The 12,965-nt window shown below is 69.0% G+C and carries 14 protein-coding genes; 7 read left to right on the top strand and 7 right to left on the bottom strand.

The window, feature by feature from the left end; all coding sequences use genetic code 11:
• Positions 1 to 84 precede the first annotated feature (84 nt).
• Entirely contained in the window at positions 85 to 1,578 is a 1,494-nt protein-coding gene (locus MME74_RS00500; protein WP_267416673.1) for a hypothetical protein, read from the top strand.
• An 18-nt stretch (positions 1,579 to 1,596) separates the two neighbouring features.
• Here MME74_RS00500 and MME74_RS00495 read toward each other — a convergent pair whose 3' ends face one another.
• Positions 1,597 to 2,658, bottom strand: coding sequence for a LacI family DNA-binding transcriptional regulator (locus MME74_RS00495; protein WP_267416672.1), 1,062 nt, complete (start codon positions 2,656 to 2,658; stop codon positions 1,597 to 1,599).
• Positions 2,659 to 2,718: 60 nt separating this feature from the next.
• On the opposite strand from MME74_RS00495, the gene MME74_RS00490 reads away from it, so the two are divergent.
• Complete coding sequence (locus MME74_RS00490; protein ID WP_267416671.1) at positions 2,719 to 3,957, top strand: MFS transporter; 1,239 nt, start codon at positions 2,719 to 2,721, stop codon at positions 3,955 to 3,957.
• 124 nt (positions 3,958 to 4,081) lie between these two features.
• A complete protein-coding gene (gene nucS, locus MME74_RS00485; protein ID WP_267416670.1) occupies positions 4,082 to 4,777 on the top strand; it encodes an endonuclease NucS in 696 nt (231 codons plus the stop codon).
• A 28-nt stretch (positions 4,778 to 4,805) separates the two neighbouring features.
• Here nucS and MME74_RS00480 read toward each other — a convergent pair whose 3' ends face one another.
• Complete coding sequence (locus tag MME74_RS00480; protein WP_267416669.1) at positions 4,806 to 5,168, bottom strand: response regulator; 363 nt, start codon at positions 5,166 to 5,168, stop codon at positions 4,806 to 4,808.
• Positions 5,169 to 5,366: 198 nt separating this feature from the next.
• On the opposite strand from MME74_RS00480, the gene MME74_RS00475 reads away from it, so the two are divergent.
• A complete protein-coding gene (locus MME74_RS00475) occupies positions 5,367 to 6,032 on the top strand; it encodes an HAD hydrolase-like protein (protein WP_267416668.1) in 666 nt (221 codons plus the stop codon).
• Positions 6,033 to 6,175: 143 nt separating this feature from the next.
• Here the strand turns inward: MME74_RS00475 and MME74_RS00470 are convergent, their stop codons facing one another.
• Together MME74_RS00470 and MME74_RS00465 are read right to left on the bottom strand one after the other, a co-directional pair.
• Positions 6,176 to 6,382 carry a cold-shock protein gene (locus MME74_RS00470; RefSeq protein ID WP_017203899.1) on the bottom strand — a complete coding sequence of 69 codons (207 nt, stop codon included), beginning with the start codon at positions 6,380 to 6,382 and terminating at the stop codon, positions 6,176 to 6,178.
• Positions 6,383 to 7,013: 631 nt separating this feature from the next.
• Positions 7,014 to 7,928 (bottom strand): DMT family transporter, encoded by a 915-nt coding sequence (locus MME74_RS00465; protein ID WP_267416667.1) that lies wholly within the window; start codon positions 7,926 to 7,928, stop codon positions 7,014 to 7,016.
• Positions 7,929 to 8,055: 127 nt separating this feature from the next.
• Between MME74_RS00465 and MME74_RS00460 the strand changes: the two genes are divergently transcribed.
• The 3 genes from MME74_RS00460 (at position 8,056) to MME74_RS00450 (ending at position 10,189) form a co-directional block, all read left to right on the top strand.
• Positions 8,056 to 8,880: a shikimate 5-dehydrogenase gene (locus MME74_RS00460; RefSeq protein WP_267416665.1), complete on the top strand. Its 825-nt coding sequence runs from the start codon at positions 8,056 to 8,058 to the stop codon at positions 8,878 to 8,880.
• 86 nt (positions 8,881 to 8,966) lie between these two features.
• Positions 8,967 to 9,212 (top strand): hypothetical protein, encoded by a 246-nt coding sequence (locus MME74_RS00455; protein ID WP_267416664.1) that lies wholly within the window; start codon positions 8,967 to 8,969, stop codon positions 9,210 to 9,212.
• Positions 9,209 to 10,189 (top strand): Clp protease N-terminal domain-containing protein, encoded by a 981-nt coding sequence (locus MME74_RS00450; RefSeq protein ID WP_267416663.1) that lies wholly within the window; start codon positions 9,209 to 9,211, stop codon positions 10,187 to 10,189. The genes MME74_RS00455 and MME74_RS00450 overlap by 4 nt, the downstream gene beginning before the upstream one ends.
• A gap of 61 nt (positions 10,190 to 10,250) precedes the next feature.
• Here the strand turns inward: MME74_RS00450 and MME74_RS00445 are convergent, their stop codons facing one another.
• From MME74_RS00445 to MME74_RS00435, 3 genes are all read right to left on the bottom strand, one after another.
• Positions 10,251 to 10,385 (bottom strand): hypothetical protein, encoded by a 135-nt coding sequence (locus MME74_RS00445; RefSeq protein ID WP_267416662.1) that lies wholly within the window; start codon positions 10,383 to 10,385, stop codon positions 10,251 to 10,253.
• Positions 10,386 to 10,552: 167 nt separating this feature from the next.
• Positions 10,553 to 11,071, bottom strand: a complete 519-nt coding sequence (locus MME74_RS00440) for a hypothetical protein (RefSeq protein ID WP_267416661.1) — start codon at positions 11,069 to 11,071, stop codon at positions 10,553 to 10,555.
• Positions 11,072 to 11,105: 34 nt separating this feature from the next.
• The gene (locus MME74_RS00435; RefSeq protein ID WP_267416660.1) at positions 11,106 to 12,818 is read right to left on the bottom strand and encodes a cytochrome b; all 1,713 of its coding nucleotides are present in this window, start codon (positions 12,816 to 12,818) and stop codon (positions 11,106 to 11,108) included.
• Positions 12,819 to 12,965 lie beyond the last annotated feature (147 nt).

Raw genomic sequence — 12,965 nt, 5'->3', positions numbered from 1 at the left:
TCAGGCGGGGGGTGTCCCTGTCAGTTTACCGGGGCGAGAAGGTCCCGCGGTCCGCGTCTTGCACGATCGTGCAAGAGTTGTCGCATGCGGGGGGTCTGGTTGCGGGAGCTTTCCGGGTGGCTCGGGGCTCTGGCCCTGGCCGTGATCACCACCGCGCAGGTTGCCTCCTCCGCCCGCTCGGAGCTGCTGTTCCGCGACGGGGATTCCCTGATCGTGGCCATGTTCGCGCGGTCCCTCCTCTCCGGCCAGCCGCTGGACTGGGCGATGTCGAGCGTGCTGTTCCTGCCCGAGTCCGCGGTGTTCGCCGGCCTCGATTCCGCCCTGCCTCTGGATGTGGACGGTCTGCTCGCGACGAGCGCCGTGGTGAACCTGATCGCGCTCTACGGGGCTCTCCGACTCGTCGCGGGTCGGCGTCGCGACGGGTCGGCGCCCGTGGCGTGGCCGCTCCTGGGGCTCACCGTGTTCGCGGTCCTCGCCGTGACGGAGACATCGGCGTCGCGGGATGCCCTCGAGCTCGCGTCCCTGCAGCTGACGACCACCTACTACGCCGCGACGGTGGTCGCGGTCGTGCTGTCGGTCGGCCTGGCCCGACGCCTCATCGATCGCGACGGCGGCGGCCTCGGATTGTTCATCGCCCTCCTCGCGACGGCTGCCGTGTCGACGCTGTCGAATCCGCTGTACGCGGCCTGGGCGACGGTTCCGCTCGCGCTCGTCCTCGCCGTGACGATGATCCGCTCCCCACGGAAGCCGCGGATCGCGATGCTCCTGGTGACGCTTCTCGCCGGCACCATGATCGGCTTCGTGGGTCGCATTCCGCTGCAGGCATGGATCGCCAACACGGGGGCGGGATACGTGCAGCCCGGGCTGTGGAGGGAGTCGCTGGAGTACTACGCCGGCCTTCTCGCGGAACGTCTCTCCTCGCCCGGCGGAGTGGTCGGCTGCCTGATCGTGCTCGCGCTCCTCGCGCTCGCGGTCGTGCGCTCGGTTCGCGTCCGGGAGGACGGAGCCCGGCTCGTGGCGGTGATGGCCTGGCTGGCGCCCGTCCTGGTGGGGATCGGGGCGATCGCGCTCGGGACGCACGCCGCACGCTACCTGCAGCCCCTCGCTTTCGCGCCCGTGCTCGCGCTCGTCGCGGCTCCGCACGCGTGGCGGATGCCGTTCCGCTCGGTCGTCGCGAGCGCCGCCGCCGTCCTGCTCGTCGTCGCCGGCGCCCTGAGCATCCCGCGGCTCGCCACCGCCGCGGGCGCCGAGGACCCCGACCTCGTCTGCGTAACCGACTGGGTGAACGCGTCCGGCCGCACCGGCGGCGGGCAGTTCTGGACGGTGCGGCTGCCCAAGCTGCATCTCGACGACCCCGCCCGGCTGGTGCAGGTCGACCATGAGCTCAACGGCTACGCGTGGCTGGTGAACCGGCACGACTTCGACGTCGGCGAGGTGTCGTTCCTGGTCGAGGATGCGCAGACCGTTCCGTGGAGCCTCCCCGTACCCGCCGTCCCCGACGAGGTGGTCGACTGCGGTCGCTACCGCATCCTGGACTTCGGGGACACCCTGCTGCCGCTCGGCCCGCAGCGCAGCTGAGGCGTGGTCGGGTGCCGCTCAGCGGGCGGCGCGGGCGGTCGTGGTGCCGGCGCGGAACCGGCAGGTGAGGTGCTGCGTGAGACCGGGCTCGCCCCGCAGCATGCGCGCCACCTGCTCTCCGGCCGCCCGGCCCTTCTCGACGGCCGGCTGCACGCTGGTCGTGAGCGTGAGGTCGCCGAGACCGTCCAGCGCGATGCCGTCGAATCCGGCGACCGAGAGGTCTTCCGGAACGCGCAGCCCCAGCTCCTCCGCGGCACGGATGACGCCGACGGCCAGCAGGTCGCTCTGCGCGAGCACGGCGGTCGGCCGCGTGTCGGGGTCGGTCAGCAGCATCCGCCCCACCACGACGCCCTCGTCGATCAGGCTGCCCGCGGCCGAGATGGCCGGAGCGTCGGGGAACACCTCACGCGTCCCCGCGAGCCGGTGGACCGTGACGTCGACGGTCGCGTTCGCGACCCGGTCGGGCGTGACGGGCCCGCGTTCCCGATCGCTGTCGAGCGGGAGCGTGACGAGGGCGACGTCGCGGTGACCGAGGTCTCGCACATGGCGGGCGATCTCGGCGGAGGCCTCGGCGTTGTCGAGAGTGATGCGTGGGATGGCGTCGCCGGCATCGCCTTCGATCACGACCACCGGGAGTCCGCGACCGACGACCACCTCGAGCGATGCCCGCGTGCGTCCGGAGCATCCGATCAGCACGACCGCATCGACGGGGGCGTTCGCGATGGCCGAGCCGTCCTCCCCCGGCTCGTCGCGCATGAGCAGGATGCCGGCGCTGAGCTCGGCGAGTCCGTCGGTGAGGCCGTCCATCATGGCCGTCGTCACGGGGTCGAGGAAGGCCGCCCGCAGGTGCCCCTCGAGCACGACCGCGACGATGCCGCTGCGTCCGCGGCGCAGGGATGCCGCACGCGGATCGGGTCCGGCGTAGCCGAGTTCGGCCGCAGCGGCGAGCACGCGCTCCCTGGTGGCCGCCGCCACCTTCGCCTTGCCGCTGAAGACCACCGAGGCCGTGGAGGTCGCCACTCCCGCCTCGCGCGCGACGTCGGCGATCGTGGGCCGACGCGGCGTCTCCTGACTGCTCATACTTCGAGGATAGCTCCCTCCCGTTCCGGTGGATCGAATCGATTCGATAGGCTATCCGGCATGGATGCAGCCCTCACCCGTTCGCAGTTCGTCCGCTGGCGTGCCGCGATCTTCGCCATCTTCCTGGCGAGCGGACTCTCGATCGCGACCTGGGCATCGCGCGTGCCCGGGATCAAGCTGGCGCTCGACCTCGACAATGCGCAGGTGGGACTGATCCTCCTCGGCATGGGAGTGTCGTCGATCCTCGGCATCTCGACGAGCCCCGCCGTCATGGCGCGGACGGGTGCGCGCCGCGGCATGTTGCTGACGATGCTGATGTTCGCGACCGGCATCACCCTCGTCGGTCTCGGGGCGACCGTGTTCGGCTCCGTCGCCGTCGTGCTCGTCGGCATGGTGCTCTTCGGCTTCGGCAACGGCTGCGTGGACGTGATGATGAACGTCGAGGCCACCGCGATCGAGCAGCAGATGGGCCGCACGATCCTTCCCGTCTTCCACGCGTTCTTCAGCTTCGGCACGGTCATCGGCGCGGGCGTCGGCGCCCTCGCCGCCCACCTCTCGATCGACGTCGCCACGCATGCGGCGTTCATGGGCGCACTGATCGCCGTGATCGCGGTGGTCTGCTTCTTCCAGGTGCCCACGCGCGAGGCGGCACTCGACCCCGCCGATCACGAGAAGCCGCCGTTCCGTGCGCGGATGCACACGGCACTCGAGGCCTGGCGTGAGCCGCGCACCTATCTGCTCGGCACGGTGATGCTCGGGATGTCCTTCGCGGAGGGCGGCGCGAACGACTGGATCGCTCTCGGCACCGAGCAGGGCCACGGCTTCGGCGAGGGCACCGGAGCGGTCTCCCTCGCGGTGTTCTCCGTCGGCATGACGGTGGTGCGACTGTTCGGCGGTCCGCTGGTCGACCGGTTCGGACGCGTCCTGGTGCTGCGCATCCTCGCCGTCGCGGCGGCCTCCGGCATCCTGCTCTTCATCCTCGCGCCGACGTTCCCCCTCGTGCTCGTCGGAGCGGCCCTGTGGGGTGTCGGCGCCTCGCTCGGGTTCCCGCTCGGTATGTCGGCAGCGGCCGATGACCCCGTCAAGGCCGCCGCCCGCGTCAGCGCCGCGGCGACGATCGGCTACATCTCGTTCCTCGGCGGCCCTCCGGTGCTCGGAGTCATCAGCGAGCACATCGGCCTGCTGAACACCCTGTTCATCCTGGTCGGACTCGTGGTGCTCTCCGGACTGTTCTCCGGCGCCGCCCGTCCCCTGCGCGAGGACGAGAAGACGCCGGTGCGCGGAGGCCAGGAGAGCTGAGGCTCCGTCGCCCCGGCCCCGGACGCGCATCGCTCTGCGAGACCCTCGGCTCTTTCCCGACCGGTGACGGCACGCGATGGGTCGTGTGCGTCGGAGCCGCACCGTGACGAAGTAGGCTCGACGGGTGCGTCTCGTCATCGCCCGCTGCTCGGTCGACTACACCGGTCGGCTCAATGCCCATCTCCCGCTCGCCACGCGTCTGCTCGTGCACAAGGGAGACGGGAGTCTGCTCGTGCACTCCGACGGCGGCAGCTACAAGCCGTTGAACTGGATGAGCCCGCCGTGCACCCTGTCGAGCGAGGAGCCCGGCGAGGAGGAGGCGAGCGCCGGCGTCGTCGAGGTCTGGCGCGTCACGCACAAGAAGACCGGTGACGCCCTGCGCGTGCAGATCTACGAGATCATCCACGACACCTCCCACGAGCTGGGCGTCGACCCCGGACTGCAGAAGGATGGCGTCGAGGCCGACCTGCAGCGCCTGCTCGCCGAGCAGGTGGACCGCATCTCGGAGGGCGCGACCCTCGTGCGCCGCGAGTATCCGACCGCGATCGGTCCGGTCGACCTGCTGGTGCGCGATGCGGACGGCGCCGCCATCGCGGTCGAGATCAAGCGCCGCGGCGACATCGACGGCGTCGAGCAGCTCACCCGCTACCTCGAGCTGCTGGGCCGCGACCCGCACCTCTCCCCCGTGCAGGGTGTCTTCGCCGCCCAGGAGATCAAGCCCCAGGCGCGTGTTCTCGCCGAGGATCGCGGCATCCGCTGCCTGGTGCTCGACTACGACGACATGAAGGGCATCGAGTCGGGGATCCCCCGGCTGTTCTGAGCCTCTACCGGTCAGACGCAGACGCCGGTCAGCGCACGGTCATCAGCCGCGGGATCGGCCCCTCGAGGCGTGCGACCGCGATCTTCACCTCGGTGATCTCGAGCCGGCAGCCATCGACCGCCTCGGTCAGTCGCTCGAATCGCTCATCCATCCGGTCGAATCGCTCCTCCATCCTCTCGGATCGCTCCTCCATCCTCCCGAATCGCTCGTCCACCCGCGCGAATCGCTTATCCACCCGCTCGAATCGCTCGTCCACCCGGTCGAATCGCTCATCCACCCGGGCGAATCGCTCATCCACGCGGGCGAAGCGCGCCTCGTTCTTCACGTCTTGCGCATCGAAACGCGCGTCCATCCGATTGATCATCCAGCCGAATCCGCCGATGATCGCCACGAGCAGCGTCACCGCTGTCGCCAGCATCGTGATGACTTCCACCGACACGTACATGCCCCCATTCTCGCCCGCAGATCCGTCATTGTCACGACCTTATATGTGGACAGGGGGTGGTCACATGAGGTGTGCAGAACGTTCTCCCGTGCACACCTGTGCAGGAAGAGCGGTCACCCTCGATCGGCCCCATAGGCTGGAGGCATGCCCCACTCCCCTTACTCCTGCGTGCTGTGGGACGTCGACGGCACCATCATCGATGCATCCGTCGGCATCCTCCGTCGGCTGGACGTCGCGCTGACCCACTTCGGCCACCCGGCACCCACGCGCGAGGAGCTGGTTCACTGGATCGGACCGCCCATGTTCCAGTCCTTCCAGGACCAGGCGGGCATGACCCCGGAGGAGTCCGCGGAGGCGGTGGCGTTCTACCGCACCCTCGGCAAGGCCGACGGGTACACCACCGACGTCGCGACCTACCCCGGAGTGACCGAGCTCATCCACGACCTCCACGCCGCCGGGGTGCCGCAGGCGACGGCCAGCTCTAAGCCGGAGAACCAGGTCGACGCCCTCGTCGATCACTTCGGTCTCCGCCCCGCATTCCTGACGACCGTCGGCGCGACGCCGGACGAGTCCACGCTCGCGTCGAAGACCGACATCGTGGCCGAGGCGCTCCGCCGCCTCCGCGAGCTCGGCGCCGATGTCTCCCGACCGGTGCTCGTGGGGGATCGACACCACGACGTCGAGGGCGGCAATGCGAACGGCGTGCCCGTGATCTTCGTCGAATGGGGCTTCAGCGACTCGCACGAAGGAGACGAGGCGGCGTTCCGCGTCGCGTCCGTCGACGACCTGCGCGCACTACTGCTCGGCTGACGCCCGGGCGCATGATCGTCCGCGTCGACGGACCACGATGATCAGCGCGCTCCCGCGCCGAAGACCGCCGAAAGCACAGAACTCCCCGCCGGATGGCGCGTCGACGACGCGATCCGGTCGGGGAGTCCTGTGTCTCGCCCGTCTCAGACGGGGCGAATGTTCTCAGCCTGCAGGCCCTTGGGGCCCTGCGCCACATCGAACTCGACTCGCTGGTTCTCTTCGAGAGACCGGTAGCCGGATGACTGGATGGCGGAGTAGTGCGCGAAGACGTCAGCGCCTCCGTCGTCGGGGGAGATGAAGCCGAAGCCCTTCTCCGAGTTGAACCACTTAACCGTGCCCTGGGTGCTCATGTACTGCCTGTTCTGCTGGGTAAAAAGCCGACGCAGGGATGCCCCGACATCGCTAACGCTAGTGGAGGAGGCCCCGAGGGGAATAGCCGCGGGCAGAAGGTAATCCAAATGTTGCATGAGCGGCACACGGCCGTCATACAGCGGGATTCGCGCGGGCCGGCGGACGAAGCGCCCGGAAAATGGTGTGGCCCTCACCGCGGGGGGAGCGATGAGGGCCGAAGACGACCGGAGGGTGCGTCAGAAACAGCCTAGCTCCTTTTCGGAGCGCTTGTCCCCCTTTTGGGGGACAAATCCGAAAATCGGTGGGAGAATGACGAGAGCGGCCCCCTCGAGTAGCCCATTGGGGACTGAACTACTCGAGAGGGCCCAATCGCATGCACGGATCGTCTTGCCTCTGGGGAAGGCTGCCGTCTCCTGGGGAGAGACGGGGACGATCGATCCCCTTGTGCATGCACCTTCACCATAGGGGAGGATGAACGATCCCGCCACGGACCATGGTCCACGGGGTGGATTCGGCGAAGGTCGGGGACTGATCCCGCGAGGATCGCAGGTTTCGGGTGGAGACAGGGCACACAGCCCGGAGGCGACTCCGGTGCCCCTCTCCCCCGAATCCGCGACCGATCGGCCCCGCTCAGACCCGGCGGTGCAGCCGCCCCTGCGTGATCGCGATGCCGAGGACCACGATCAGGGCGCCGACGGGCTCGTTCCAGGAGACCTGCTCCGCGAGCACGATCACGCCGAGGACCACGCCGACGACAGGGGTCAGGTAGGTGACGGTCGAGGCGTTCGTCGCACCCCAGGCGCCCACGATGTTCGTGTTCCAGACGTAGGCGAGTCCCGTTCCGAGCGCTCCGAGGGCGAGGACGGCCAGCACGACCGGCACCGACAGCGACACCGGCGTGATCGCGACCGCCGGCGCGATGGCCAGCATCACCACCGCCCCGAGCCCCACCTGCACCGTCGCGACCGGGATCGCGGCGAGACCGCGCGGCGAGACGAACCGGCGCAGATACACGAAGGCCGCTCCATAGCTGGCGGTCGCGCCGAGGCAGGCCAGCTGTGCGAGCGCCGTTCCGCCGCCGAGCCCGTTCCACGGCCCCAGCACGATCAGCACGCCGAGGAATCCGACGATGATGCCGAGGGTGCGATCCCGCGTCGGGCGCTCTTCCCGAAGCGCCAGCAGCGACACCAGCATCGTCATGAGCGGCGTCGTGGCGTTGTAGATGCTCGCCAGCCCGGACGAGATGTCCTGCTGCGCCCAGGCGAAGAGCAGGAACGGGACGACGCAGAGGAGCAGCCCGACGACGAGCAGGTGCCCCCAGATCCGGCCGAACGGCGGCAGGCGATGACGCCCGACGAGGCAGATCACCGCGAGGGCCACGGCTCCGGTCACCAGCCTTCCGAGCACGACCTGCGCCGGCGACAGCCCCTCCAGCGCGATGGCGACGAACAGGAAGCTCGCTCCCCAGGTGAGGGCGAGCAGGACGAACTGCACCAGCACTCCGCCTCCCCTGGTCGGCGTGGGCTTCTCGGTCACTCGGGTCATGCCCGCCCCCTCCGGGTTCGTCGGTGAGATGTTCGGTTCCCATGCTGGCGGGACGTCTGCCCGCGCACCGGCGGGTTTCGGCCATCTCGTCGAGGTATCCCGACAGACTCCCGAGTAACCTGTTGCCGTGACGCTGCTCAACAAGGACATGACGCTGTGCATCTCGCTGTCGGCACGGCCGAGCAACAACGGCACCCGCTTCCACAACTTCCTCTACGAGGCGCTCGGACTGAACTGGATCTACAAGGCGTTCGCGCCGACCGACCTGGGATTGGCGATCGCGGGCGTGCGCGGACTCGGCATTCGCGGCTGCGCGATCTCGATGCCGTACAAGGAGGACGTGATCGCGCTGGTCGACCGGATGGACGCGTCTGCGAGTGCGATCGACTCGGTCAACACCATCGTGAACGACGACGGCGTGCTCACGGCGTACAACACCGACTACTCCGCCATCGCGCAGCTGATCGAGCGTGCCGGCCTCGACCCGGCGGCGTCCGTGCTGCTGCGCGGCTCGGGCGGCATGGCGAAGGCCACCGCGGCCGCGTTCCGCGACGCCGGCTTCACGCGCGTCACGATCGTCGCCCGGAACGAGACCGGCGGCCGCGCCCTGGCCGATCTGTACGGCTACGCCTGGCGAGCCGACGTCGGGGACGCGAGCGCCGACATCATCGTGAACGTCACCCCGATCGGCATGGCCGGCGGGGCGGAGGAGCATGCGCTGTCGTTCTCGGAGAAGGCCATCGACGCTGCCCGCGTGGTGTTCGACGTCGTCGCGCTCCCTGCCGAGACACCCCTGATCGCCGCGGGGCGCGCGGCCGGCAAGACGGTGATCACGGGCGCCGAGGTCGCCACGCTGCAGGCGCTCGAGCAGTTCGTCCTCTACACCGGCATCCGTCCGTCGGACCAGCAGGTGCGGGAGGCCGAGGACTTCATGCGCGCGGGAACCGCCTGACCGGGACGTCTGCAGCACCGGGAGAGAGGCCCCGAAATGAGCAACCCAGGTTGACAAGGATCGGTCGAGCAACCTAGGTTGACAGCATGGAATCCCTCGACGTCGCGCAGATCGCCGCGGACACGACAGATCCGCGAGCGGGGCTCCGTGCCGTGGCCTCCCTTCGCACCCTCGCTGACAGGCTCGAGCTCCGGCAGGTCGAGGCCGGACTGCGGGCCGGAATGAGCTGGCAGTCCATCGCCGACGCTCTGGGAGTGTCGCGTCAGGCCGTGCACAAGAAGCACGCGAAGCGCATCGATCCGACCATCGTCGTGCCCCGGCGGAACTCATGAGCCGATTCACCCGGGCGGCCGCCACGATGCACACGCTCTCCCTGGCATCCATGGAGGAGGCGTCCCGGTTCGGCGTCCGCGACGCCGACATCGATCACCTCCTGCTCGCGCTGACGATCGATCCCGACACCGGCGGGCAGGTGCTGCGCAGCATGGGTGTCGGCCTGGAGGCGGCGCGCGCGGCCGTGGCGGCGCAGCACTCCGCGCAGCTCGACCTCGTCGGAGTGACATCCGGCGCCGACGGGCCCGGGCGCATCGTCTTCCACGAGACCGCGGGCTACGAGTGGACCGATCGCGCACTCGCGGTCCTGAAGGACGCGTCGACCGGGGATCGTGTCGGTGACTCCGCGGCCGTGCTGCGCTCGCTGACCTTCGAGCCGAGCGGGCTCATCGCCGAGATCCTGCACCGGCTCGACGTCGATCCTGAGGCCCTGACATCGCGGCTGGATGAGGTGCAGCGACTCCGCCTGCCGCAGCGGGACTCACCCGATGCGGCGGCACTGACCGGTTCGCGCTCGATCTTCGTCCCGGCGACGCTGGACGACGTCTGGGCTCTGCTCTCGTCGGCGGCCCGCATCCCGGAGTGGGATCAGGGGATCGCGGCGATCGACGGGGACGACTCGACGACGGATACCTGGAATGCGACGACGGCGACCACGACACCCGACGGCAAGCCGATCCTGGTCAAGGCGGAGTTCCTGCGCCAGCGGGTCCACCTCGTGAACCGCGAGGAGCGGGTCGGCGTCCAGTGGCGATTCACCCGCCCCGACGCGGCACGATCGAACCCGCGACTCGTGGGATTCAGTCTCGAACATGCCGCCGGCGGCATGCAGCTCGGTGTGACCCTCACCTGGGAGACCGCACGGCCCCGTCGGGGCCGCCGATTCCTTCGGTTCGCGTTGAAGCCGCTCCACCGCTTCGTCATCTTCATCCAGCTGGCGCAGATCGAGAGCGGCATCACGCGCGTCTTCCGCTGAGGCCGCGCCGGCGGGTGCGGTGCGCAGCGCGCAGCGATGCACCCGCCGGGGCCGAGTCCGCTCAGCCCTTCGCGCCCTTGCGGGGCTTGAGGAACTCGTCTGGTGCGTTCTTCTCGCGCTTCGCTGCTCGCTTCTCCTTGAGCGTGAGCTGCGGCGCCTTCTTGCTGTCGCGACCCTGGATGGACTTTCCGGACATGGTTACTCGCTTCCCCTTCGGTGGCTGGCGTAACCTCCGACCATAGCGAGAACCCCGGGGAAGTCAAATTTCTCTGTGACCGGGAAATTATTTGCGTCCGGAAAGGCCACCGAAGGGCGGTCGAGGATCCCTCGGAAACCCCGAGCGCACCCACGTCCGCACGCCCCTCAGGCAGACAGGTGGGCACCCTGCAGGAGCGCATACGCCCCGACACCGGACGCCGTCGCGGACGCGGTTCCGCCGTCGTCGACGAGGAGCAGGACGTAGCCCGATTCCTCGGCGGCGCGCCCCCAGTTCGCGGGAAGCCCACTCAGCTGATCGGCGATGAGGGTCTCGTGAGGACGGATGCCGCGCACATCATGAACCACCAGACTCCGGTCGCCGCGGAACTCGACTCCGACCCCGCGCACGGGAGTCAGCGGTCCGTCGTGGGGAGGTTCGAGGAGGCTCCAGCCGTGCGTCCGGAGGTGCTCCCTCATCCCGTCGGTGTCATCGCGCAGCCGGAACAGCATCGTGGCGATCGGCTGCTCGTCCGTCCCCCGCAGGACGAAGTCGCATGCCGCTCGCGGAATGGAAGCCCTCCGCGTCCGGGATCCGCGGACCGCCATGATGCCGACGGCGACGAGGAAGACCCCGAATGCGCCCTGGAAGCCACCGAGGAGGAACCCGAGCGCGACGCCGGACACGCACAGTCCGAACGCCGCACTCGGGCGCCACCGATCAGTCCTGTCGACCTTCAGCATTCCCGCTGCCCGCCACCTCGGCCGTGGGTCCGCCCTCCGCCAGTTCTTCCTGGTGCCCGTGGCCGCCGTGCGCGTCGGCCGCATCGATGTCGGCCTGCGTGAGAGGGACGAGGCGGTCTTCGAAGAACCAGCGGGAGACGGCGGAGCGCACGTTCTCCGTCCACGGGATGCGGCCCTTCGCGTTCGGACGCACCACGAGGGGCTCGTAGCTCTCGACGTCGATGAGCTTCCACCGGTCGTACTCGTCGACCGGCTGGTGCACCTCCACGAACTCGCCGCCGGGGAGACGCACGATGCGGCCGGACTCGAAGCCGTGCAGCACGATCTCACGGTCTTTCTTCTGCAGCGCGATGCAGATGCGCTTCGTGACGAAGTAGCCGCTCAGCGGGCCGATCAGAAGCAGCGCCTGCAGGGAGTGGATGACGCCCTCCATCGTGAGCATGAAGTGCGTCGCGATGAGGTCGGAGGAAGCCGCGGCCCACAGCACGGCATAGAAGATCATGCCGGCGACGCCGATCGCCGTACGGGTGGCGGCGTTGCGCGGGCGCTCTGCGATGTGGTGCTCGCGCTTGTCGCCCGTGATCCACGCCTCGAGGAACGGGTAGATCGCGACCGTCACGATGAACAGGCCCATCACCACCACCGGCACGATGATGCCGAACGACCAGGTGCGGTCGAACATCACGACGTCCCAGTTGGGAGGCGCCAGTCGCAGGGCACCGTCCGCGAAGCCGATGTACCAGTCCGGCTGGGTTCCCGCCGAGATCGGCGAGGGGTCGTACGGCCCGTAGATCCAGAACGGCAGGATCTGGAAGAACGTGCCGAGCACCACGATCACACCGAAGACGATGAAGAAGAACCCGCCCATCTTCGCCGCGTACACCGGCATCATCGGGTAGCCCACGACGTTGTCGTTCGTGCGGCCCGGTCCCGCGAACTGCGTGTGCTTGTTGATGATCATCAGCATCAGATGCACGACGATCAGCGCGATGACGAGCATCGGCAGGATGAGGATGTGCAGCGTGTACAGGCGCCCGATGATGTCGGTTCCGGGGAACTCGCCGCCGAACAGCATGAACGAGGTCCAGGTGCCGATCAGCGGGAGACCCTTGATCATCCCATCGATGATGCGCAGACCGTTGCCGGAGAGCAGGTCGTCCGGGAGCGAGTACCCGGTGAAGCCCTCGGCCATCGCCAGGATGAACAGGATGAACCCGATCACCCAGTTGAGCTCGCGAGGCTTGCGGAACGCGCCCGTGAAGAACACCCGCAGCATGTGGAGGCCGATGCCGGCCACGAACACGAGCGCCGCCCAGTGGTGGATCTGGCGAACCAGGAGCCCGCCGCGGATGTCGAACGAGATCCGCAACGCCGAGTCGAAGGCCGCGGTCATCTCCATCCCGCGCATCGGGGCGTAGGCACCGGTGTAGTGCGTCGGCACCATCGAGGCCTGGAAGAAGAAGGTGAGGAACGTGCCGGAGATGAACACCACCACGAACGCCCACAGCGCGATCTCGCCGAGCATGAACGACCAGTGGTCGGGGAAGACCTTCCGGCTCAGCTCCTTGAGAAGGCCGGAGACGCTGGTGCGCTCGTCGATGTAGTTCGAGGCGGCGCCGACGAAGCGTCCGCCGAGGGGCGGTGACTTCTTCGGGGCCGTCTGGTCGAGAGTCGGGGACTCACGGGACATGGTGCGATCCTCTTCGGTCGTGGGGGCCAGGGAGTTCACGGACGGCAGGCAGCAGGGAGCGCATCGTCGGACGGCACCGGGGGAGCGGCGGTCGCGACGCGCGAAGAGGAGGCGTCCGCGAGGGACGGCGAGGAGGATGCGGGGCGA

This window comes from Microbacterium oxydans (assembly GCF_026559675.1).
Lineage (GTDB): Bacteria > Actinomycetota > Actinomycetes > Actinomycetales > Microbacteriaceae > Microbacterium > Microbacterium oxydans_D.
Note: the sequence above shows the minus strand (reverse complement) of the source record. Positions and strands in the feature narration are given on the sequence as shown.